The sequence below is a fragment of the Autumnicola lenta genome, assembly GCF_031846515.1.
Lineage (GTDB): Bacteria > Bacteroidota > Bacteroidia > Flavobacteriales > Flavobacteriaceae > Autumnicola > Autumnicola lenta.
Genome location: NZ_JAVRHO010000021.1, coordinates 1 through 23,747, shown reverse-complemented (window position 1 = coordinate 23,747; position 23,747 = coordinate 1). Strand labels below are relative to the sequence as shown.

General features: G+C 37.1%; 20 protein-coding genes and 1 pseudogene. 12 read left to right on the top strand and 9 right to left on the bottom strand.

Annotated features, from left to right (window positions below; translation table 11 throughout):
* Positions 1-14 precede the first annotated feature (14 nt).
* Complete coding sequence (locus RM545_RS13870) at positions 15-1,484, bottom strand: glycosyltransferase family 2 protein (protein WP_311495884.1); 1,470 nt, start codon at positions 1,482-1,484, stop codon at positions 15-17.
* A 451-nt stretch (positions 1,485-1,935) separates the two neighbouring features.
* Here RM545_RS13870 and RM545_RS13865 point away from each other — a divergent pair, with 451 nt between their 5' ends.
* A complete protein-coding gene (locus RM545_RS13865) occupies positions 1,936-2,466 on the top strand; it encodes a DUF4494 domain-containing protein (RefSeq protein ID WP_311495883.1) in 531 nt (176 codons plus the stop codon).
* Between the two features lie 181 nt (positions 2,467-2,647).
* On the opposite strand, the gene RM545_RS13860 is transcribed toward RM545_RS13865, so the two are convergent.
* From RM545_RS13860 to RM545_RS13845, 4 genes and pseudogenes are all read right to left on the bottom strand, one after another.
* Positions 2,648-2,803, bottom strand: coding sequence for a hypothetical protein (locus tag RM545_RS13860; RefSeq protein ID WP_311495882.1), 156 nt, complete (start codon positions 2,801-2,803; stop codon positions 2,648-2,650).
* Positions 2,804-3,744: 941 nt separating this feature from the next.
* A complete protein-coding gene (locus RM545_RS13855) occupies positions 3,745-4,278 on the bottom strand; it encodes a hypothetical protein (protein ID WP_311495881.1) in 534 nt (177 codons plus the stop codon).
* Positions 4,279-4,829: 551 nt separating this feature from the next.
* A pseudogene (locus RM545_RS13850) lies at positions 4,830-5,870 on the bottom strand (serine hydrolase domain-containing protein); the annotation flags it as partial.
* 15 nt (positions 5,871-5,885) lie between these two features.
* Complete coding sequence (locus RM545_RS13845) at positions 5,886-6,116, bottom strand: hypothetical protein (protein ID WP_311495880.1); 231 nt, start codon at positions 6,114-6,116, stop codon at positions 5,886-5,888.
* Positions 6,117-6,398: 282 nt separating this feature from the next.
* On the opposite strand from RM545_RS13845, the gene RM545_RS13840 reads away from it, so the two are divergent.
* From RM545_RS13840 to RM545_RS13830, 3 genes are all read left to right on the top strand, one after another.
* Positions 6,399-6,950 carry a universal stress protein gene (locus RM545_RS13840; RefSeq protein WP_311495913.1) on the top strand — a complete coding sequence of 184 codons (552 nt, stop codon included), beginning with the start codon at positions 6,399-6,401 and terminating at the stop codon, positions 6,948-6,950.
* Between the two features lie 8 nt (positions 6,951-6,958).
* Positions 6,959-7,090, top strand: a complete 132-nt coding sequence (locus tag RM545_RS13835) for a hypothetical protein (RefSeq protein ID WP_311495879.1) — start codon at positions 6,959-6,961, stop codon at positions 7,088-7,090.
* Positions 7,091-7,531: 441 nt separating this feature from the next.
* Positions 7,532-7,630, top strand: a complete 99-nt coding sequence (locus RM545_RS13830) for a fasciclin domain-containing protein (protein ID WP_311495878.1) — start codon at positions 7,532-7,534, stop codon at positions 7,628-7,630.
* A gap of 182 nt (positions 7,631-7,812) precedes the next feature.
* On the opposite strand, the gene RM545_RS13825 is transcribed toward RM545_RS13830, so the two are convergent.
* Positions 7,813-8,700 carry a dienelactone hydrolase family protein gene (locus RM545_RS13825; protein WP_311495877.1) on the bottom strand — a complete coding sequence of 296 codons (888 nt, stop codon included), beginning with the start codon at positions 8,698-8,700 and terminating at the stop codon, positions 7,813-7,815.
* Between the two features lie 307 nt (positions 8,701-9,007).
* On the opposite strand from RM545_RS13825, the gene RM545_RS13820 reads away from it, so the two are divergent.
* The 7 genes from RM545_RS13820 to RM545_RS13790 all read left to right on the top strand — a co-directional run bounded on the left by RM545_RS13820 (position 9,008) and on the right by RM545_RS13790 (position 18,686).
* Complete coding sequence (locus RM545_RS13820) at positions 9,008-13,498, top strand: ATP-binding cassette domain-containing protein (protein ID WP_311495876.1); 4,491 nt, start codon at positions 9,008-9,010, stop codon at positions 13,496-13,498.
* 217 nt (positions 13,499-13,715) lie between these two features.
* Complete coding sequence (locus RM545_RS13815; protein ID WP_311495875.1) at positions 13,716-14,804, top strand: ScyD/ScyE family protein; 1,089 nt, start codon at positions 13,716-13,718, stop codon at positions 14,802-14,804.
* A 374-nt stretch (positions 14,805-15,178) separates the two neighbouring features.
* Positions 15,179-15,562 carry a hypothetical protein gene (locus RM545_RS13810; RefSeq protein WP_311495874.1) on the top strand — a complete coding sequence of 128 codons (384 nt, stop codon included), beginning with the start codon at positions 15,179-15,181 and terminating at the stop codon, positions 15,560-15,562.
* A gap of 436 nt (positions 15,563-15,998) precedes the next feature.
* The gene (locus RM545_RS13805; RefSeq protein ID WP_311495873.1) at positions 15,999-16,841 is read left to right on the top strand and encodes a DUF1206 domain-containing protein; all 843 of its coding nucleotides are present in this window, start codon (positions 15,999-16,001) and stop codon (positions 16,839-16,841) included.
* A 604-nt stretch (positions 16,842-17,445) separates the two neighbouring features.
* Positions 17,446-17,637: a hypothetical protein gene (locus RM545_RS13800; RefSeq protein ID WP_311495872.1), complete on the top strand. Its 192-nt coding sequence runs from the start codon at positions 17,446-17,448 to the stop codon at positions 17,635-17,637.
* A 216-nt stretch (positions 17,638-17,853) separates the two neighbouring features.
* Positions 17,854-18,159 (top strand): universal stress protein, encoded by a 306-nt coding sequence (locus RM545_RS13795; RefSeq protein WP_311495871.1) that lies wholly within the window; start codon positions 17,854-17,856, stop codon positions 18,157-18,159.
* A 185-nt stretch (positions 18,160-18,344) separates the two neighbouring features.
* Complete coding sequence (locus RM545_RS13790) at positions 18,345-18,686, top strand: hypothetical protein (RefSeq protein WP_311495870.1); 342 nt, start codon at positions 18,345-18,347, stop codon at positions 18,684-18,686.
* A 548-nt stretch (positions 18,687-19,234) separates the two neighbouring features.
* Here RM545_RS13790 and RM545_RS13785 read toward each other — a convergent pair.
* Positions 19,235-20,695, bottom strand: coding sequence for a hypothetical protein (locus RM545_RS13785; protein WP_311495869.1), 1,461 nt, complete (start codon positions 20,693-20,695; stop codon positions 19,235-19,237).
* A 264-nt stretch (positions 20,696-20,959) separates the two neighbouring features.
* On the opposite strand from RM545_RS13785, the gene RM545_RS13780 reads away from it, so the two are divergent.
* Positions 20,960-21,637, top strand: a complete 678-nt coding sequence (locus RM545_RS13780; protein WP_311495868.1) for a LuxR C-terminal-related transcriptional regulator — start codon at positions 20,960-20,962, stop codon at positions 21,635-21,637.
* A 108-nt stretch (positions 21,638-21,745) separates the two neighbouring features.
* Here RM545_RS13780 and RM545_RS13775 read toward each other — a convergent pair whose 3' ends face one another.
* Positions 21,746-22,771 (bottom strand): restriction endonuclease, encoded by a 1,026-nt coding sequence (locus RM545_RS13775; RefSeq protein ID WP_311495867.1) that lies wholly within the window; start codon positions 22,769-22,771, stop codon positions 21,746-21,748.
* Between the two features lie 166 nt (positions 22,772-22,937).
* A complete protein-coding gene (locus RM545_RS13770) occupies positions 22,938-23,696 on the bottom strand; it encodes a hypothetical protein (RefSeq protein WP_311495866.1) in 759 nt (252 codons plus the stop codon).
* Positions 23,697-23,747 lie beyond the last annotated feature (51 nt).

Sequence of the window (23,747 nt, the reverse complement as noted above, 5' to 3'; positions counted from 1 at the left end):
GTTGGAAATTCTGATTATTTCTTTTGCGGTAATTCACGGGTTAACCAACCCCGTCTATTCGCAGTGGCCATAGCATAAGGAGTTATCCAGAACAACCCGAAGGTATAGAAAATGCTATATGAATATGCCCAGAAAGCTTCCGATATATTATACTTTTTTGCATAAAAGAAAACCGGAAGACTTGAAAATATTAGAATACTTAAAAGTGTAGAGCTAATAAACAAAACGGGATGTAATACCAATAAGACGATCATAACCAGGAACAGCGGATAGGCTGTTAACATATGCATCCATTGATTCACAAGTAAAAGACGGGTACCAGATTTTGATCCGTTTCTAAAAGGTTTAAAAGCAAATTTGGACATCATCAGGTTTTCACGAACATTACTTCTCTCCCAGCGGGTAAACATTTTGTGTAAGCTGCTAAACTTTTCAGGAATATTGGTAAGTACATAAGCGTTTCGCTGAAACAGTACATGATAACCCTGTTTAAGGATCATATTAGTCATGGCACGATCTTCACCAATATCTGTAGGTTGTCCCATAAAAGTCTGATTGATCCACTCCGGCAGGCAGTTCATTACCGCCGCACTGCGATAGGCCGCCAACGCACCGGGAGTACACAATACAGATCCCAGAACGCTTTGTGCAGATCTTATAAATTCAAAACTAAAAACAAAACTAACATTCAGCATTCGTGGTATAATTGCTTTTTCGTTATTTAGAACGCGAACGTTTCCTGCAACAGCACCACAATCTTTATTGGTGACAAAAGGAGATACCAGGTTGCGCAGAGTATCTTTTTCTACAATAGAATCACTGTCCACGGTAACGAAAACATCACCGGTGGCTAAATTAAATCCACGGTATAATGCGTGTCTCTTTCCCTGGTTGTGAGGCTGCTGATAAATTGAAACACGGTCCCCCAATTGCTCTTTTGCTCTTTTCATCCATTCCCAGGTATCATCCTTGCTACCATCATCTATAGCAATTAATTGCAATTTTTCTGCAGGGAAGTCACTGTTAGTCAGGCTCAGTAAAGTTGCATAGACTTGTTTACCTTCATTATAAGCAGGAACAATAACCGTACAGGTTGGTAATTCTTCATCTGTAACAGAATTTACAGGCTTATACTGAAAAAACAACTTGGCAATATACGCTAAAAAGCTCATTCTGAATATTAACAGGAAACTCCCAACGATTAGCAGGATCATTCCACCAATGGTATTCATTCTGCTTAGGTTCATTTCCTCAAATTGCGGCTGCAACATATAAACTGAAAAAGCTCCTCCAATTAAGAGTAAAAACGTACCTGCCAGAGTGAAAAGATGTCGCTTGGTAAAGATCGCTTTACGGTAATTATCTGAAACTTCTTCCTTGCTGTTAGTTCTAGGAGATGTAATTTCTTTCTGTTGAATATTATTATTAATCTTTAGTTTTTTAGCCGAAGCTGAAGGTGTTAATCTAAGGTCTCGTGTTATCATTTTTTTTAATTTCTTATCTGTTTCATTTCTACTTATGTGTTTCCGCTTTTATTCAATCAGCCATAAGTAGTTCATCATTTTTCCGGAAGGGCAGAACCAATTTCTATACCGTGTGCAATGACCTTTGGAAATCAGGACTTTGAGCAAAATGATGTGGAAAATAATATGGTAAAACTGAAATAATTGTGGATTTAATCCACAGTAAAACCGTTCCAGTCAGTTTCATCAGGAGAGTTTCAGAAGTAGTATCAATTATAGATCTATAAAATCAGGACGATTAGGATATTTCTTTTCTTAGCAGGGGAGGTCATCAGGAGATAATTTTTTTCAGACTAAACAATTTCTGTTCAGAAGGTTAGAACTTAAGAATAAAAGTTGTGAATATTTAATATTCAAATAGTAAAGCCGTGCCTGTTATAAATGATACTTTTGCCTCCCAAAATAATATAACATGAGCGCAACCTGGTATGAATGTAAGGTGAAATACAGAAAAACACATGATTCCGGAGAACAAAAAATGGCGACAGATACTTACCTGTTGGACGCGGTATCTTACACGGAAGCAGAATCCCGGATTACTGAAGAGATGATGGCTTATACGAGCGAGGAATTCAGGATTATGAATATAAAAGTTGCAAACTTTGCAGAGGTACATCCCTTTGAAAATTCTGATCGTTGGTTTAAATCAAAAGTTTCTCTGATAGCTCTGGATGAGGAAAGTGGGAAAGAAAGAAAAACAAATATTTATTTGCTTGTGCAGGCCAATGATGTAAAAGAGGCTTTTGAGAATACTGTTGTTGCTATGGAAACTACCATGGGTGATTATACGATTCCTTCTATTACAGAATCTCCTATTTTGGATGTATTTCCATATTTTACAGGAGAAGAAGAGCAACTGGAGAAATTTAAAATCCTGGAAACTTCTGAAACCAAAGCATCGCCCAATGCTGAAGTGGTAGAGGAGGAAGACCACGGTAAATAGCATTGTTTACGGTTTATTTATTGAAATAATAGACATCCTTAAAGTACACCTCTTGATAAGAGAGAGGTGTATTTTATCTAGAAGTTGCTTGAGGCAGAAGCAGGGCACTGAAAAAGATGAGGATATATGGGGTATAGGTTTTAAATGGCCAGGCTTGACATCGTTATTAAAATCTTAGCTGTCAACTTGTGAACCACAGTACAAAACAAATTAAGCCAGCCATAAAAATAATTCCGAAGATCAACTGAGCTTTTGAAAGAAGCCAGTCCCAGTTTATCTGAGCCACATAAGTCTGGTAAAATTCATTCTTTTTGAATTTCTTTCTTTTTGCTTCCATGATTACCGGGTTTTAAAATCTACAGTAAGAGAAACAAATTTGACACCAAAGATTCTTACAATTTTCCTACAAAGGTGGAAAATCAGATCAAATTTGTGAAAGATTTCCAAAGGTGTAGTATGAAATATAGACTTTCAACAAGCTGAATATAAGTCGTTTAAATATATTATTTTAAGGGGTGACAGGAGAAGCGAGCCCTCTTCTTCTTACAAATTTTTATCATTAACAGGAAATATAAGGAGACATGTAAGGCTTTAAAGTTGTCCATATTCTTCACAAAAGGCTTTACCTTTCCACACCTTCCTCTCAGAAATAGAATCTTCTTTTAAAATGAAAACTTAAATGTAAGGTCGAAAATTGACGTTTTCAGGAGGTCTCTATTTTTCATAATCCTCTACCTAGAATTAGCCTTTTTTAGTCTGAACAAATACTTGAAGCCGAAAACTGACATTTTGTAGGAGCCATTAAAGGCTGGTGAAATCTTATGTTGTGATTTTCAGCAGAAGCGAAGCTCAAAATTTTCTTTACTTTACTGAAAGTTCTGAATATCATAGGATTATGAGACAAATTCAGCATGAATAATCCGGTTTTAAGCTTCTTTTGAGGTTAATTTTTGATAGAAAATTGAATTTAACTTATACTCACGGTCAAAAATTGCCATTATTGGTTTGTCGTTTTTTTTATAGTTCTAAATCTGAACCCAATTGGTACTTTTTAGCCTGTGCAAAGACTACAGCTCGAAAATTGGCATTTTAGAGTACCATCTTTTATCACAGGTCAGTGGAATCCTGAGACAAATTCAGCATAATAACAGATCTTTTTGAATTTCGGTTCTTCTGAAAGCGATTTTTAAAAATATGAGCTTAAACCACCTTACAGGTCGAAAATTGCCATTTTAGAGAAGTTTTACTTTAGTCTAATTCGCAGTTTCCTTCAGTAGATCAAGGAGTAATTTTAAGTCTGAAATTACCTTCAGAAACTTGTCTGGAGCTGTTTCCTGTAAAATCATGACCTTCAAAAGAAAAATTTCCTGCAATATAGGATCCGTCATCCTCTGTGATTTCCACATAATTCAATAAGCTACCCGTAAAAAACGAATCATTTGCGGTACTCCAAAATTGACCGGTGCTGGCTTCAGAATATTTGCACCAGTTACTGTTCATGAAATCCCCCGGTGTTATAGATGACCTGTTGCCTATAGCATAATTGTCCTCTCCATAATAATAAAGAACCAGGAATTCTATGTTCTTGCCTTCGTGAGTTTCACCACGCACGAGCAGATTAATAGTTCCATAAGAGGATAATTGCTTTTTAGCACTAAGTACCCCACTTTGCCTGTCAACATTAAAATTCTCCCCATTGATCTGTGCACTCAGGAACTCCTCTTGAATAACGGGACTGTCGTCCTCACTACAACTACTTAAAGGTAGCAGCATAAGAAGACAAACAGTCTTAAGAAGTATTATTTTTTTCATTTTTAGAAGGTTTGGTTAGTTGTTTCTAAAGATAACTCTTAATTATTAAGAAAAAGGGGGTGTTTTTCCCTATTTATATGTCTGAATTATCTGACTTACAGGTTTTTAAGACTAAAAATGGTGTGGATGAAATCTGGAGATCGGGAGTATAATATTTGTTGTAAAATCTACGATGAATAGTGAAAATACAATGTTCTTGCGCCGCCGAGTAACTAAAACGAGTAAAGCGCCTAATATTCACAAACGACGATAATTATATGTTGGCAATGTTCCTGAATTTTATGAAGTAATAAAGGGCTAAGTACTAAGTAAATATAATCTTCGACGTACTTGTTGCGGCGCCTTTTATGTACTCAAAGGATTTACTGCGGCATGAACTTTAAACTTGGTTTAAATGTTGACGAAGGAATTTTTAACTGTCGGCGCCTTCTGCATAATAAGTCCGCGGTTTGTACTTCCTTAGCCCCGGGCAGGTTCTGAGACAGTCAGAACTTTTATCTTCTAAATTTTAAGGGCAGTATAGGAGCCCTATTCTGCTATTCATTTCTGAATCACTTTTGATCATCGAAATTTCCATACACAGCATCCCGGAATTTTTTGTGCAGCTCACCATCAAAAGGAAATTTCTGAACAAAAAGAACCGCAGTAATTTCATTTACGGGATCAATCCAAAAGAGCGTACTAGCGGCACCGTCCCAGAAGAATTCACCTACTACACCGTTGTTTTCCTCAGCTGTTAAAGGAGGGTGAATACGCACCGCAAAATCGATTCCGAAGCCCACCTGGCCCTTGGTGGGTAGCCACATACGCTCCTCTACATCCTCGTCCAGCTGGTTAGTGGCCATTAATTTTACGGTTTCTTCTCTTAAAATCCTCTTATTTTTGAATTCGCCTTCGTTCACCAGCATACGGGCAAAATTCATATAGTCGTCCAGGGTAGAGGTTAAACCCCAACCTCCGGGTTTTAAAGGCCAGGATTGCCTGTTAAAGGCATTTGCTTCTTCATCTGGAATTCTGCCCAGCTCTCCGTTTTCATCCATCCTATACATGGCAGCCATTCTTTCAGGTTTTTTAGGTACATAGCTGGTGTTTTCCATCTCCAGAGGATCGAGAATGTTTTCTTGTATATATTCATCAAAAGCTTTTCCCGAAAGGAGTTCCACAAGATACGCCTGAACGTCTACACTTATCCCATACGCCCATTCTTCTCCAGGCTGAAAAGCAAGAGGCAAACCGCTTAATTTTTCTGCCATTTCAGAAAGAGTATTTTCCCTGTTCAGAACATCAGCATTTGTAACCATCTCTCCAAGGACAGGATGTTCTTTACGTGCAAATCCGGCGGTATGGCGGGTGAGGTCGCGAATAGTAATGGGCCGGTTGAGTGGTTCGGTTATAATATTTCCGGCAGCATCCACACCTGCAAAAACTTCCATATCTGCAAATTCAGGAGCGTATTTGGCAAGAGGATCGTCAAGCTTAAAAGCGCCTTTTTCATACAACTGCATTAGGGCGGTACCGGTTATGGGTTTAGTCATAGAGTAGATCCTTAACACCGTATTCCGGTCCATTTCCTTTTTTGCCTCACGGTCTGCAAAACCAAATGCGTTTTAGTAGACTTCTTTGTCGTTTTCATAAATAAGTGCAGATACACCTGCGATTTTTCCCGACTGCACCACGCTTTTAAGGGTAGAGTCAATTCGGGTTTCTGCCTTATCATTAACGACAAGAGATACAGGTGGAATATTATTGTCCCCGTCCTTTACATCTTTCGACTTCCCGAATTGGCAGGCTGTAGTTGATATTATCAGGAACAGGAGGACATAGTTTATTTTTGTCATATTTAAGTTTTTATCATCTGGGCCGTTCAGTTTTCTGAGGCTTTAAGGTTTAATCAGAATACGAACAAAAATCTTAAGTGTTTAGCAGACGGAAGTGAAATAAACGATTTTTTTCATTCCAATATTTCTGATAGGTTCTATTACTATGTCATTTTTATTTGAAGAGCTTGTTACAGCAAACCTTCCATTTTTTTTGCTTTAGAATTCTCCTGTAATGAAGTTGAACCTGATAATGGTCATTTTTTGAGCTTTTTTTTAAAGATGTCCTTAATGTACTAAAAGATCACTTCTGAAGAGAAATTTTTAATTGAATCTAATACTTCTCACCATGAAAAATATTTTAATCCCTTCGATTTTTCCAGTGTTTCTAAAAATGCTCTGGATTATGCTGTGAAATTTTCCAGAAATGATGAAGATATTACTTTGTTTCTTCTTTATATTGTTAATGAGGAAAATAAAAGGAAAAAGCCCTCACGTAAATTTCAAAAGGTTATTTCGAAATACGATATCCCTTTAAGCGCTAAAATTAAGACGATCGTAAGGGAGGGGGAACTTATTTCTTCAATTTTAGATATTCAGGAACAATTGGAAGTGGATCTTATAATCATGGGAACCAAAGGTATTGAAGAAAATAATGAGGCCATAACTAAAAGAACTTCAAAATTTGTACAGGCAGCAGATCTTTCAGTATTGGTTGTTCCTGATACTGCTAATTTTTTCAAGCTCCACAATATCATTCTTACCCTTGGGATGGAAACACCGTACAGTATTTCCTTGAGAAGTTTTATTCTCACCACTTCTTTGCAGAAAATAAAGATATCGAAAAAGGTATAAAGGATTATGTGGAAAATTATAATATTGATATGGTGGCAGTGATGCCAAATCCCCATTTTGAAAATGGAGAAGCTTCAGAGGGAAAGCTAACCAGACATTTAACCCTCCATAGCGAAATTCCACTTTTAGTGCTGGATTAATTATATTCATATATCCCGGCGCAATAGGAGAACGTCCTTATCCACATGAAGTTCATCCGGAATTCGACTTAGTCAAACTTCCCGACGCTCATTGTTCCTTCTCATTTACGGCAGGTGTGAGGTTGTAGGCCTTAAGTAGCGACAGATGTTGCGAATAGGAGAAAAGAAATTCTGCCTAAGAGCATTCCCACCTTGCCATTACAAGAAATTGCAACTTGAAGCTTCAAACCTTTTGCACTCTCATTCATTAAGGATTACAGTAGAGTCGTAAAGTTGTAAAGCAGGCACATTAAGATTAAAACCTACAACTCACAACTGACAACAGTTTCAAGATCTTGCTTCAAAAATGGCCATTATCGGCTATTACAAGTTCGGTGTTCGGAGTTCGGAGTACGGAGTTCGTAGTGAAGTATTGATCGTAATGCAAAAAGATGACAAAATGTGGATGCAAAAGGAAATTACAGCGAAATTGTTGCTACAGATGTAAGGGCAAGCAATGGTGTTATTCACGTGATAGACACAGTAGTAATGCCGAAATAAATTACAAATTTCGATGCACTGACAGAGCCCGGTTAATCCTGGGCTTCTTTGCGCCTTATTTTTTGCAATATTTTATTATTACTAATGTCATAGGGTTATTTACAATTAACCTATGTTATACGATATAATTTCTTTTCAAATTCTTGAAAGCATTTATCAGAATTTGAATCAGAAAAGACTAATCAACCCAGTCGCTCCTTAAAAAATGCCACAGTACGTTGCCAGGCGAGCTCCGCAGCAGCTTTATCATATCTGGGGGTTGTTGTGTTATGAAATCCATGGTTTACGCCTTCATAAAAATGAACAGTATAGTCTACATTATTCGCTTTTAGTGCCTTTTCATAATCAGGCCAGCCCTCATTAACCCGGGTGTCAAGTTCCGCATAATGAATCAACAGAGGTGCTTTGATCTGTGCGGTTTCTTCGGAAGTAGGCTGTCCGCCATAAAACGGCACTGCTGCTTTTAATTCGGAGACTCGCACCGCCATCATGTTTGATATCCATCCACCAAAACAGAATCCAACCACGCCAATGTTGCCGTTGCAATCCTTGTGATTTTTAAGATAATCAAAGGCAGCTATAAAATCCTCAAGCATGTCGTTGCGATCGCGTTGTTTTTGCAATTCCCGGCCGGCATCATCGTTTCCCGGATAGCCGCCAAGCGGCGATAGCGCATCAGGTGCAATGCTAATAAACCCATCCAAAGCCGTCTGCCTGCCCACGTCTTCAATATAGGGGTTTAATCCACGGTTCTCATGCACAACAATGACTCCAGGCAATTTTGCTGACTTTTCTTTTGGACTGGATAACAGCGCCTTAATACTTCCGCCACCTTTGAGAGAATCATACTGAATATATTCAGAGTCCAGACGCGGATCGTCTTTGCTAACCAACATTGTAGATAAATAATCAGGAGACATAAAACTTAGCAGAGATCCTACCGTCAGTCCGCCAACGGCGTACAATGAAAGTTTCTCAACAAACTGGCGTCTGTTGAGTATATTGTGGGCGTAATCATCATACAGGTCAAATACTTCTTGACTGATATCTTCTTTTTTAAGGTTCTTCATGAGGGTAATTATTTAGTGATCAACAAGATATGAATATTTAGTGCCTAACTGTCACTTTGTTTTTGAAATATTAATAATTGCATGAATAAGGGGTTCTTTATGAATATTCAAATCTTAAAAGTGTTATAGCAAGAATGTTTGTTAATTATATAAGTTCATTAGAAGCACAATATTCTCTGTTAAAAATCAATGAAATGATCTAATTTCAGGAGAGATGAAAATTATGCTGTGTTTTCCTGAAAAACCCATGGTAAGCCCTAATATCTACTTATATTTATTTTTTTGAAAGAGAAAAAATAAAGCCTTTATGCGCATCACTAATGCCCACCAGAATAACCTCAAAAATATAAACTTAAACATTCCTGAAAATCAATTGATTGTCGTTACCGGATTATCGGGTTCCGGAAAATCGTCCCTGGCAATGGATGTAATTGCAAATGAAGGTTACCGCTATTTTTTAGAGAGCCTTCCTGCATATAACCAGCAAAATGCACAATTGATTCCCACCGCTGAAGTGGATGATATCGAAGGGCTACCGCCGGTGATCAAAGTAGAGCAGTCAAAACGCTTCCAGTCAATAAATGCTACTTTTGGAACACTCTCTGAACTTACTGCTGTCTTCAGGATATTGTTTGCCCGCTATGCCGGCGCAGAAACTATGAGCAAATCTTTATTTTCTTTTAATCATCCAAGAGGGGCCTGTGAGCGCTGTCGTGGAATCGGGGAGGCGGAATACATCGATCTTGAAAAATTAATTGGTGATGAAAATAAAACACTAAGAGAAGGTGCGATCACCACTACTTTGCCCAATGGTTACATCGTCTATTCCCAGATCACGGTGGATGAATTAAACAAAGTATGTGGGGAACACGGTTTTAATGTGGACGTCCCCTGGAAGGAACTATCTGAAGAACAAAAGGAGGTAGTTTTAAATGGAAGTGAAAGGATTAAAGTTTTTTATGGAAAACATACTATAGAGTCCCGACTGAGATGGAAGGGCTTTAAAGCCAAGCCCCGGGAAGAGGGTTTTTATAAAGGCATACTGCCTATAATGAATGACATTCTTAAAAGAGATCGTAATCCCAACATTTTAAAGTTTGCAAGTTCTAGTATTTGCCCGAGTTGCAAAGGCGCCCGAATCAAACCTGAACACATGAAATTTAAATGGAAAGGATTAAACTTTCAGGAGTGGATGGATCTTTCCTTAAACGAATTGTATGACAGGCTGAGAAGTGAGGCTCTTACAGCCGGTGAGCAGGCGTTGGCAGATAAAATTTCTGTGCAATTATTCGACCTCATTCGGCTGGGAATGCAGGACTACAGGCTAAGCACACCAAGTATTGAAATCTCTTCCGGGGATGCACAGCGTGTAAAACTGATCAGGCAGGTGAACAGTAACCTGCAAGGGATCCTTTATGTGTTTGATGAACCATCCATCGGGTTATCTGAAGATTACCAGCACTATTTACATCATATTCTCCATCGCCTGATAAGCCGTGGAAATACCGTGATGGTAGTAGAGCACGACTTAAACTTTATAAGATCTGCAGATTGGATCATCGAATTAGGTCCCGCAGCGGGAGCGCACGGAGGGGAGGTTGTTTTTAACGGACCCATCAGTGAATTTCTGAATAATGAAGAGCTATCTACTCCCACCTTAAACGAGCTGCAAAATGGCAATTTTCGGTCTGCTAAGGAATCTGAACGGAAGACAGCAGCATCATTTCAGCTTCAAAAAGAAGCCCTGACGGTAGTGAGCAGGAAAACGTCTCAAATCCTGAAAAAGCTTTCAGAATATATAGAAAAAGAAGATCTAAAACTGCTTACGGTATCAGATCAACCCATTGGCAAAACTCCGAGGAGCAACCCTGCCACCTATACCGGTTTGGCTGATAAAATACGTGACCTGTTGGCCAAATCTCCGGAAGCAAAATCCCTGACTTTAGCCAAAGGAGCCTTCTCTTTTAATAACAAGAGCGGAAGGTGTGAAACTTGCGAAGGGGCAGGGGTGATCACCCTTTCTATGAATGTGATGGGGACAATTAATCAGGTATGTCCCAGGTGTAATGGCAAACGTTTTAAACCTGAGGTATTGCAAGTGCATTGGAACACAAAAAATATTGCCGAGATCTATAACCTTAGTATTTCCGAAGCTTATGTTTTCTTTAGCGAAAAGAAGAAGATTACTGAAATTCTGTCTTTGATGCTGAAGCTGGGGCTGGGATATATAAAACTGGGACAACCCTCTAATACCTTATCAGGGGGTGAAGCGCAGCGGATTAAACTCACCAAACATTTCGCAAAACAGTCGAAAAAAACATTCTTACTACTGGAAGAACCCAGTATAGGGCTACATCAGCAAAATGTCAGACAACTTCTGAAAGCTTTGCAGGAGTTAAAAAAGCAAACAGCAGGTATTATTTGCTTTGAAAATCATCCGCTTTTTCAGACTTCATGCGATGTTCTGGTGGAGAATGCACCAAAAGTCCAGGCACCAGAAATAAATGAATTGGAAGATCAACGCTGGGATATGATTTCAATGAAAGGAGCTCGAACCCATTACCTCAAAGATCTTGATATAAATTTCCCCAGGAATCAATTATCGGTGATCACGGGCATTTCGGGTTCGGGAAAATCTTCTTTGGTGATTGACACCCTGCATGGTTATGGCCTTCAGGAAATGACCAAACAATTTTCTAGCTATCAGCAGTCAAGGGTAGGGGTGAATTTTCAGTTTGAGGTTGATCAAATCGAAGGGCTTAGTCCCACTATTTGCATTACACGTAAAGAAAGAAACTTTACAGAACGTTCGGATATTGCCAAACAAACGGGAATAGATAAAATTTTGAGGTTTGCCTTTTCCCGAAAAGCGCAATACGACGGAGAGGATTTATCTGCCAGCCATTTTTCCAATAATCACGAACTGGGGAAATGTGCGATCTGTGATGGGATAGGTCAGGAATTACTCCCTGATGTTGATAAAATAGTGCTCAATGAAGGGAAAGGCATCGCTGACGGATTGTTTGAGCACAACAAATCCCTTGCTTATTATGGGCATGCCGGGAGTCAATATATGGCTATTGTAAACGAGATAGGCGCAATCCACGGATTTAGCCTGGAAACGCCTTTTAAAGAATTGACAGACCAGCAAAAAGACATTCTGTTTTATGGTACTGGTGAAACGGTATGGAAGACACAATGGGTTTTTAAAACCAAAACAAGACAGGGGTTACAGGATATAAGTATGACATGGCAAGGACTTTTCCATTACTTAAAAGAAGAATATTATAAGACCCGGAAAAATAAACATATCGGCAAGCTGAAAGCACTTTTTTCGCTGGAGGAATGTAGCCACTGTTCGGGAAGCGGATTAAAACCGGAGCGTTTAGCGTTTCAAATCGGAGGAAAATCCATTCATCAAATCAGGTTAATGGACTTTAAAGTTTTAGAAGAATGGCTTTCTTCTGATTTCCAGCAAGAGGTAGTAGATCAAAAATTGCTTTCCAGGCTACGGCCTCTTTTAATCAATACCATCAAAAGAGCAAAGCAATTACACATAGATCACCTGCAACTCAATCGTAAATCATCCACCCTTTCCGGCGGAGAAAATCAACGGGTTGCACTTATTAAACAGCTGAACAGTCCGCTGAAAGGTATTACCTATTTACTGGATGAACCTTCCGCAGGATTATCCAGTGACAATATCCCGGATCTGATCAATATTCTGAAGGAGCTCATTGCAAAAGGCAACACAGTTCTGGTCATTGAACATAATAAAGAAATTATTCTGGCAGCCGATAAGTTGGTGCAGCTGGGACCTCAGGCGGGGAAGTTAGGTGGCTATATTACCTTTCAGGGTACGCCCAGGGAATTTTTAAATCAGGAAGATTGTCATCCATATTTAAAAACATCTTCAAGAGCGGTAAAATTGAAGGCAGGAAAGGATTCTATAGCCATCCAAAACCTGTCCAGGCATACTTTAGCAAAGGAATCGCTGGAGGTTCCCGTAGGAGGAATAACAGCTATCAGCGGTAAATCGGGGATAGGGAAGACTACTCTGGTGAAAGACATCCTCATTCCCAGTATAGAAACCGGAAAGCCGGTAAATTGCGAAAGCATAGAGTTACCGAAAAAATACACGGAGGTGCATTATTTTGAGCCTAAAAAACTCCGCGCACATGCGAAGACCTTATTGGTATCTTACCTGGACCTGCTGAAGGATATAAGCAAAATTTTTGCAAGTGAAACGGGCTTAAAATCAGGTGATTTTTCTTATAAAACAAAAACAAGTCAGTGCCCAAACTGTAAAGGTAAAGGCTATTTGGAAACCAGTCTGGATGTAACAGCCAATGCAATAGAGAAATGTGAAGTGTGCAAGGGGCAATGGTATCAGCCGCATATACTTGAACGTACTGTTGGTTCAAAAAATATCGCTGAGGTACTCGCACTGAATATCTGTGAATTAAAAGAATGGTTAGCGAGATATAAGGTATCTCACAAAACCTTTGAATTCCTGAATCAGTTAGCGGAAATAGGATTGGAACATCTTAGATTAGATCAGCCGGTACAAAGCCTTTCCTCAGGGGAGAAGCAACGATTATTGTTACTGAACTGGCTGCAGGATCAAACTAACGAGGTGCTTTATATATTAGATGAACCTAGCACCGGATTGCATTATGCTGATATTGATTTGTTGTACGAGATCCTAAAAAAACTAAGTCTGGCCAATGATATTCTAATTATTGATCATAATCCTTACTTGCTACAGAAAATTGGAGTTGGAGTAGTTTTGAAATGAGTTGGTTTTTGCCAAAAGATAACCCGACCACATTAGTTCTTGTTAAAAATATCTATCTCCTGCTGCTCATATTAAATTTTTATATATTATATTTAGATTGCTGTTTTACAGTTGCTTAAGCTCCTCAAATTTACTGCACCTATTTACCTCCCGTATGGAAGAGTCTGTTTTATGATTCTAATTTTATTTGAATTAATCAACCTTAAAATTATAAATTATGAAAAACTATTCTATTAAAGGGATTCTGTTCTTAGTGGCCATGGTCTTGTCGGGATGTTCAAATGAAGATTTTCCAACAGAAAAAGCTGAGGACGCAAAAGCGGAGCAAAAAGAAGGTCCGGCTTTTATGAAGTACGCAGAAGATTCTGACGGACCATTATTTGATTTGGCAACATTACCTAACAATGATATTCTTGTAGCAGACGCTTCTTTAGGTATAACTACTATTAATGGAAATTTGTTGACATCACTTCCAGGCATTACTTCAATTGGAGTTGTAGGGAAAGGTAGTTTATGGGCTACTACAGGACCTGCAGGGGCTGCGACAGAAGATAGCGGACAGGCATTATACCAGGTTCATAACAAACGCACGGAAATGGTAGTGAATCTTTTCGCTTTTGAAGAAAAAAACGATCCAGATGGTGCAGGTGCAGATTCCAATCCTTATTCAATTATGGCCCTTAATGCCAATAAAGCGCTTGTAGTAGACTCAGGTGGCAACGATTTGCTGCGTGTGGATAACAAAGGAAATATTGAGGTAATGGCTATTTTTCCCACTGAGCTGGTATCAACACAAAATATTAAAGATCTATCCGGATGTCCCGGTTCTGGCGCACCAGCTTGTAACTTTCCGGATATGATACCTACGGAGGCTGTACCCACTGCTGTAGTTGTTGGTCCAGATGGCTACTATTATGTTGGTGAACTGAAAGGGTTTCCGGCACCTGTTGGGGAATCGAATATATGGCGTATATCGCCTGATGCTTCAGGTGCAATGTGCGGATCTACCCCTGATTGTGCAAAAGCATTTGACGGTGGATTTACTTCAATTATTGACATGGTCTTCGATAAAAATGGAATGTTATACGTGGCTGAAATGGATGAAAAAGCTTGGTTAGGAGCAGAATTGGGATTGGGTGTAGGAGGCACTATAAATGTATGTGATCCTGTAACGCTGCAATGTCAGGAGGTAGCTACGGGTATTCCTTTACTTACTGCAATAACTATTGATAAGGATGGGAATTTATGGGCTACCCGTAACGCTTTGATCCCGGGCATAGCCGATATTGTGCAAATTCCCTTGTAGGAATAAAAAGAGTTTTTTTAAGAAGAAAGCAACCGGGTGGTAGTGTTTTACGATCTCCCGGATGCTTTATTTTTAATAGCATCAATTTCTTAAATCTTAAGATGCTAATTTCCTTAGCCATTCTTGTTTTATTAAGATCTAAAATGTAGATCTTAATGTTTCGGCAGAGAACCACCAGAATAAGATCATATTAAAACGAGAAAATGTGGATTTGATATTGAAATATTGGATGGTCCTCTGTGCCCTTGAAAAAGTCAATCTAAATTCTCATTTATAAAATGTAGTAAAGTGGGATTTGGACCTTTAAAATTTCCTATGCACAGTTGATGGCGTGTAAATTAATTTAAGAAAATATTCTTTACTAAATTTAAAGGATGAGGTGCTGGGTTTTCATATTACTATTTTTATTTGCAGAAAATCTTTTTTCTCAGACAGTATTTAACTCCTACTTTACAGAATCCTATCCTTCAATATTCACCAGCCAGACAGATAATATAAATCGCCGCATTACTTTCGGTTCTAATCTTATTACAATTGCAACAAAAATAGAGGGTGGTAAAGAAATTGAAGTTCTCACGGTACAAGAGGTGCGTTCCCGGGAAGGTACGCTCACCTTTATTTGTACTTCAAGCAATGGTCGAAAAGTCACTATTGATTTACCAGAACAGGAACAGGTAAATAAGATTAACTACTATACGCGAGAACCAGGAATGAAAGAAGAATATCAATTAACGTTCTATGTAAAACAGATCTACTGAGAAAATAAAGATTAGCGAAGCATACTCTTATTTGCTGCTTTTAAGTGGTAAAACAGTTAAACTTTTTTGCTGTTGTAACTGAAATTTTCACTTCTGCCGGTATTTCAGGAACTTATCCTATTGTAAATAAAAATATTGCACAATGTACAGGAGCGGCATGGAGTTTTAGCCAGTAAGATATGAGGCAGGCAAAGATTCTTATTAGGCTCAAAAAGAGATTAGCTTTTTGGAGGCTTTAGATTGATTTATAGGCTTTTAAAACAAACAAATGATCACTTATTACCTTTATAACTTTGTATTTTTTTGCTAATTTTAGCGGTGTAGAATCTGAAAGAGAAGTTTGTTCTGGTAAGGCTATGATCTATTGACGTTTCACGTTTGTCTGCCGCCGGAAAAAGAAAATTTCCTTACTTTCAGGATTAAATCCGGTGTTCTGGTGAAAAAATCAAAGAAGAAGTACATAAAATATTTTCCTATTCTGGGTTGTATTTCCACCGGCCTCATCTATACAGCCATAGGGGTGATTGCCATGCTTTCCCTGCTAAGGCTTAAGGAGGGCGGCGCTTCCAAAAACAGCCTTTTGGCCTATGTGCAGGATTTAACGGGAGGGAAAATTATTATCTGGGCCATCCTTCTGGGAATGCTCTGTTATATTGTATGGCGCATCTATGAATCCTTTCATGATCCTTACCATTATGGAAAAGGCTGGAAAGGACTTGCCCGTCGTACAGGGATTGGTCTCAGCTCCCTTGCTGATGCATTTATCGCTTACTCTGCGCTGATAGTCTTATTGGGTTCAGCGAATTATTCTGAACACGGCACCCCTGAGCAGAAGAGGGAAATGACGGCTAATATGCTGGATTATGGTTGGGGCAAATGGCTGGTTGTAGGTTTAGGTGTGTTATTAACTATAACTGCCGCAGTGCAATTGTTCTATGGAATAACCCGGGGTTACCGGGAGCGTCTTGATATTGTGCGATTCAGCCGGAGAAAAAAGGCAACCATCTTTTTCCTGGGATTTACTGGCTATGTTGCCCGCGGAGTCATCCTGGGCATCATTGGTTTCTTTTTCATTAAATCAGGCATTCTTAGCGATCCAGGTTATGTAGTCAATACAGATAAAGCCTTTAACTTTATTGGCGATCACATCGGCAAGGTTCCTTTTGCGATAGTGGCTTTTGGAATTATTTGCTACGGATTATTTATGTTTGCCCTGGGTATCACCTACGATTTGGATAATGATCCTTCAGACCCCAATTTTTCTCCGAGGAAAAGCTGAAGCTAGGTAGGTTTGTATGCACAGCTATGACAAATTACAAAGACTATAGTAAAATTTTTTTTGCTAGAGCAAAAAATAAAAGCCCTTTAAAATTAAGGGCTTGTGAGGTGTTTTAAATTTTTTTTGAGTCAAATCATTTGCCAATACAGAAGTTTCCATTTTAGATGGTTACTGGTCTTACCGAATTTTGAGGTACAAACCAGGTACAATCCCTTTTCCACATCTTAAAAAGAAGTACTAAAATCTTGTCAAATATTTAGTCTTAGTAATTTCGCCGGTGAGCTCACCAAGTTAGAAATTTCTCGGATAATCTTACAGTTTTTCTACTGAAAGATTCATTCTATCTAAAGTATAATATCCCTAATTGCAGGACTGGTGGGAGTTATGCCGCTGTTGTTATGAAATCAGAAAAAAAAGTTGAGCCATTTGTATTTAATCCTTTTTGAAATAAACTCAGTGATTTCGCCGGTAATTTCGCCTCTACATCATTTTAAATGTCAGTATAGTGTCTCAAACTGTACTGCTTTTGATATCATTAAAATTTTCTCCTTACTTTTCTTAAGGGCGTGCTTCCATCTAGAGGAAACAAGTCACTTATAAAGTAATGGGATTTGCCCCGTATGTGGAAATGATCCCAGGAGTGGTGATTATAAATCAGATCCATCCGTTTACTCCATGTTTTATGACAAATAATGGCCTTAAAGTTTTTGCTATTAATATGGAGGAACTAAAAGGAAAGAAAAAGTTCGAAAAAGAAGATTGTAGAACAGCTACAGAAATTGCTCGCTGCTCATAGCTGAAAATTGGGAACGTAGGGAAGGAGCATATTGATAAAAAGTTGCAGTTTTGTTATCTTCTCCAAAAAATGTAAGAATATTTACTCCAGTTTTGAACAGGACACTTTAAATCGCTTAAAACTGATACCTCCTGAAATTCATAGGATAGCAAAAAAACTTATTTTTAATTTATATCTTTCTAACAAATTATATAATCCTTATCTGAGGTCGTGCCTATGGAGTACCAAATATTACTTATTACCGATTTTTCTAAGGCCTCCTGGAATGCCTTGATTTATGGGATGGAATTTTATAAAAAAACGAATGCAAAATTTTTCATTCTGCATTGTTATAAAGATGAACTGCTAAAGCGGGATAAAAAGCAGGAAAAATCTGAATCTGAAATTGGTTTGCAACGAATTATGCAGGGAATAAGTTTTCGGAAGGAAAACGTTGCGCATCAATTTGAAACTATTTCTTCTAAGAAAAAATTCAGGATGCTGTTCGTGATATTTCTGATTCTTTTAAAATCGATATCATAATATTAGGCTCACCGGGTGACTCTGCGGGTATTAATTATGCATATCATAACCGGGTTTCAGAAATACTCGAAAGTCTGGACAGTTTTCCCATATTTGTAATTCCTGAAAGCAGTATGTTTGATGAAAAGGAATTTACTGAAATAGTATTTCCAACCCCTTTCAATAATAGCTATAAAAGCCAGGAATTGAAAACTATTATCCATCTAGCAAAACTTACAAACGCCAGCATAAGAGTATTAGAAATTCAGGAATCCAATGGGACTTTAAATAAAAAGCAATTAGATAATAAAGAAAATCTAAACGATTTACTGCAGGGGGTAAAATTTACTTTTCATAAGCTCACCGACACTACAATTTCCACAGGGATCAGAATTTTTATCCAAAGTAGAAGTAGCAATATGTTAACTTTATACCGTCGAAAACAAGGTTTCTTTACCCGTCTATTTAAACAAAGTATGGAAAAAGATATTGATTTCGATCCGTCTGTTCCCGTACTACTTCTCCCGGAGCTAAATAAAAACGAGTGACAAAAACAAAATAGAAATATCCTGTTTTTAAAGAGAAGAATAATTAGTCCTGAAGGGGCGTAATATAATGCACCTTTACATTTCAATCCAAAACATACTCTCCTCATATTCTACATTATTCTTATCCAAAAAAGCCCGGTATTCTTCCTTAATGTACTCTTACGATGATGCTTAGTAAGTCCGAGTGTATTTTTATCCTGCGAGAGCAGGATAGAAAAATGTATCGAGAACGACGAAGGGAACGAGAATATTTCTGAAAAATTCGCCTCTGTTCTCGATACAATTTTTTCTTTCGCTTTGCTTCAGAAAAAATCACTCCTTTAGTTAAGTGGGCTTTAGCTTTTTTTTAATGAAAAATATTTCAGAAAAACTTTTTCGCGGAAAATATCTTTAAAATTTGCAGAGGAGATATCTATTTCAGTAGAGACATGGCCATTCGTTGGAAATTTTATAAAAAGGTTTATATATCCTCCTCATATTTGACATCATATAGAAGTTTATTTCGCAGTTATGCAACATTGTTAGACTTCCTTAGATAACTGAAGAGACTAAAAATTAAATTGTAAACCTATATATGGCTTTGGAGGCCAGGAAAATTGATATTTGAGATCTTCTTCAATTTCTGCAGTTCCGGAAACCGGATCTCCTACTTCAAGATTATTTAACTCTTCAATCCAGGTCGCAGCTATTCCTGCAGATATAGAAAATCTTCTAATACCTAAGGCACTTCGTAATCCAACTCCTGTTAATAGAGTTGGAATTCCCTCATTAACTCCAAAACCTAATTGGTAGAAAGGATGGAGGGGTGAGTCGGGTATGTAATAATTAAAATTTACCATTGTAGTAATGTTCAAATTCCTCAATTCCTTTTCAACCGGGGAACCGACAAAATTTTGACCTGTGGAATCTGTAACAGTTCCATAAGTTTGATATTTGAAAAAAGTAAATGCTGTTCCAACTGAAACTTCAGGAATAAATCTTTGAAATCTTCTTACGCGTATAGTGTTTTTAAGAGTATCTTTAAGAACTTTTGCTACAATTTCTTCCTTTTCATTTATTGAATATCCTCCTTTTTTAATATTTATAGTAAATACTGATATTTTATCTCTTGATGATGAAATAAAATCTAGTGGATATAGCCACCTCAATCCATCTACCCCCCCTCCAATACTCGCTTTTTCCTGATGTTTTTTCACCAAATCAAAAACCTTATTAAAGGCTATGAATTTCTGTTTTTCTATTTCTTTTATTTCATTTAAATCCTTAACAAGATTTCGTGAGAGTAATTGATAAACTAATTTGTCTGCAGTAGATTCGCATTGTAAAGTATCAATTTCATTATTAATTAATTCTATTTGCTCACTAAGAGAAGAAAATAAAGAATCAATGCCCTTTCTTACGGAACTAATCTCATCTAAACTTCTTATAGTTATTGTTTCATCCTGAAAAGTCAAAGCAGAAAGAATCTTAAAATTTTTAGAAATTTTATTTTCTTTTTTGTAATCCTCAATTTTCTTCTTCAATTTTTCTAAAGATGAATTTATTTCTTTGAATTTTTTATCACAAGAAGGAGGTGGGTCAAAAACGGGGGTTCCACCTTTTAATATAGAATTTAAATTACTATTAAAGCTTTTTAAACTTTGTACTTGTTGATTTATAATACCCATTGCTTCACCGGCATCTTCATTTATCTGATCTTTAATAAAAACCATATCTGTGGATGTAGAATAATTTAAAGGATTAAAAGGAAGAATATATACCGGAACTTCAGAGTGGCGGCTTAAAAAAATAGTGGAATCCAATAAAGATATAGGTTTAATTGGTCTGGTAATATCTTGACGGCTATAAGCAGTTGCATAACGAAAGGCATTTTTCCTTTCATCATATTTTAGAAAAATAGCTTCATCTTTTTTTAATGGAATACCATTTTCAATGATCTCATCTACTGTTTGAGCTTGCATTTGATAGATAAAGGTGGAAATAATCAAGATTAGTATAAAGTTTTTCATTGTAATGGAGTGATTATAAGGTTTGGAATGAAATGTTTAAGTGGCTTCTTTTTATTGCTGTCATTGATTAAAGATTTCCAGTAAAGTTTAATTCACAAGATTTTTTTAAATATTACAGATTTCTATTTCACAATGAAATTATTCCCTTAATTTAAATACAGCAATACCCATTAGTGGGTATAAATTTGGTATCATTTCTTAGAGGTTTATTTTAGGCACTCTTCGCCCTTACCGTCGAGTCTTCATTCTCAAAAGACAAGTAGTATGGGCAGGTCATTAGAAAATAAAGCACTTCAAAAAAAGATCAAGGATTTTACTCCGTATGCGGAGATGATACCCGAAGTGGTAGTTATACATCAACTCCATCCGTTTACTCCCTGCTATATGACGAGTAATGGACTGGAACAGCTGGGAACCTATTTAGAGGAATTAAAGGAAATCGGAGCCGATTATCACAAACGCTTTTTTAATAATGGAGATATGGAGGGGTTTGTGACTAAACTGAAAAAATTAATTTCGTCTGGAGATGAAAAAGGAACATTTACTTTCTTTCAACAGGTAAAACTTAAGGATAGGAATGATTGGGTATGGCATATTGCTTCTGCGAGAATCTTCCTTAAAGATAAAGGTGGAAATCCTACACATATTATAACTGTTGCTATTCCTATAGATCAGCTGAAGCACATTCCGAATAAGGCACAAAGATTTCTTAATGAAAATGATTTTTTTCAAACAAACAACGTAAAATTTTTAAGCCTTGGCTTTAGAGCCAAAGAAGTGCTACGGCTGGTGGCGCTCGGCAAAAGTTCTTCCGAAATAGCAGAAGAGTTGTTTATTTCTGTGGAAACAGTGCAAACTCACCGTAAGTTAATTAAGCAAAAACTGAGCATTTCCTCTTCTTATGAGTTTACTCTTTACGCTCATGCTTTTGATTTGATTTAAAGTTGCATTTTGATTTTTTCATTAATTTCTGTCCTTCTCCTGTCAATCCCTAGATCCTCTTTAATTATAGCCCTTTTTGTTTTAAATCGCGTGTCTTGCAAATGTTCTTTAAACGGGCCAATATATCCGCTTCAAAGGTATGAGAGATCTTGTGTCAGGATCAAATTGATCATAGTGTTGCACTATAAGATGCACCAGTAAATCAAGATCAATTAATGTCAATGGATTATTAGATCGTTCTGCTTCGTACTTGGCATCTTTTGAAAAGCCTCCGGTTGAAACATAAAGTCCTTTATCATTTGGTCTAAGCCCTCCAATAAAATTTCTTATTTCGGAAGCTCCCATAGCATTTTGGCGATGTTTTACTTCTACTTTAATTCTAGGATTCTCTAGACCTAGTCCATCTGGTGAGGCCACTATATCTACTCCTCTATCCGGACCTTTAGGAGTCAAGATTGTTTTATATCCCATTCCTCTTAAAATCCCGGCTATTAATTCCTCCATTTCTTCCCAGTCCAATGCCTGCACTTTGTCTTTTATAAACTCATGGGATTTAGCTTCAAAATTTTCCTTTAACAAATCAAGAGTTTCTTCAACTTCCTCCTCTGCATCATCCTCTATACTTCCACTAGAAGTTGCAGTTCTGGTTTTACCGAGAATCTCTTCCCAGGCATTCCCTGTTATTTTAAAAATAGTTAATACTGAACCTAGAGTATTTTTAGTTCTGGTACTAAAATTATCCCTTGGAATAGTTTTTTCCCAAGCTACCTCCCGGTAATGGTTAAATTCTTTTTCAGCAGAATATTTATAATTTGAAGTTATTTTGCCTAAAGTATAATGACGGGTTTCAGGATTATACGTGATCACGTTGTCTCCTTTTTTGAACTCATTTTTAAACCTAAAGATTTGACCAGCAAAATTATTAACCTGGCTTATTTTATAAGTGGGATAACTCGTTTGGATCTTATGCTTTAAATCTTCGAGGTCAAGTTTTTTGGTGATATCACCAATTTCATTCCATCCTATGGCTACGATATTTTGTTCCATAAATTTCTCAAAGAGATATCCGCTTTCGCCGGACCTAACCATCCATAAATTATTTTCCATTTTTTCTATTAATCGTGGTGAGTTCATAATGGTTAGGATTTCAATTTGATCTTAAAATTCCATTTTATATCCATCATATACAATATTCTATCTGCTTATGTGAGTTTGTTTTTACTATTTTATAAACTTCTTGTAACTTTTCAAGTTAATCCAGATATCTTTTAGTTGCTCTTCTATATCTGTAACTTTATATTTAAAAACTCATTAAATACCACTTTTCATTTCTCTTTATCAAATTTGCTTTTTCAAGTCGATCTGAATTTGGTCCATATGCAAATTCTATTTCAGCTCTATCATTTTCTATTTTTGACTCACCGATAATTCTTCCATTGCTGAAGTTTGCAATCAATTCCTTTTTTCCTTGTTCCAATAATATTTCTGCGTAGCAAATATAATTTACGTCTGAATCATTTTCTGAATATGGATCACATAGGTACTTAAAATTAGAAATGTCTTCTTTTTTAGCAGCTTCAAATATATGATTCATGACACTCTCAGGACTGCTTTGAAATTCAAAAGTCTTTTGGTATTCCAATTCTGCTATGGTATTTTTAATCTTTTTGATGTAGGAGGCAAGATCATTTATTTTCTTCCTTTGATTTCGTAATTCGTATTCCTTAGTAGCTGAAGAACGGCCTATTTGAAATTCATTTATTTGAGTTCGTTCCAATTCCGCGGTACTTAAAGCGGTAGATGCTTCCTGTAATAGATCATTTAATTGCGTTACCTTTTTCTTCTTACCCACGTTCCATTTTTGTTGGTGTTCTTCCTCTTTTTGGGCTAGCTCTAATTGTTTGACTTTTTCTCTTTCCTCTTTTTCTTTAAGAGTGAGTTGATTTTTTGCCAGCTCTAATTCTTTTTTTACGTTTTCTAATTGCTGCTCTTTTGCACTCTTTCCACAAGATGCTATTAGCAACGCGATAAATAAATAGGTTACGTAAATTCTCTTCATAATTAATAGGTGTTAAATTTTAAATAAATTTGAGGTGTATAAATTTCTTTG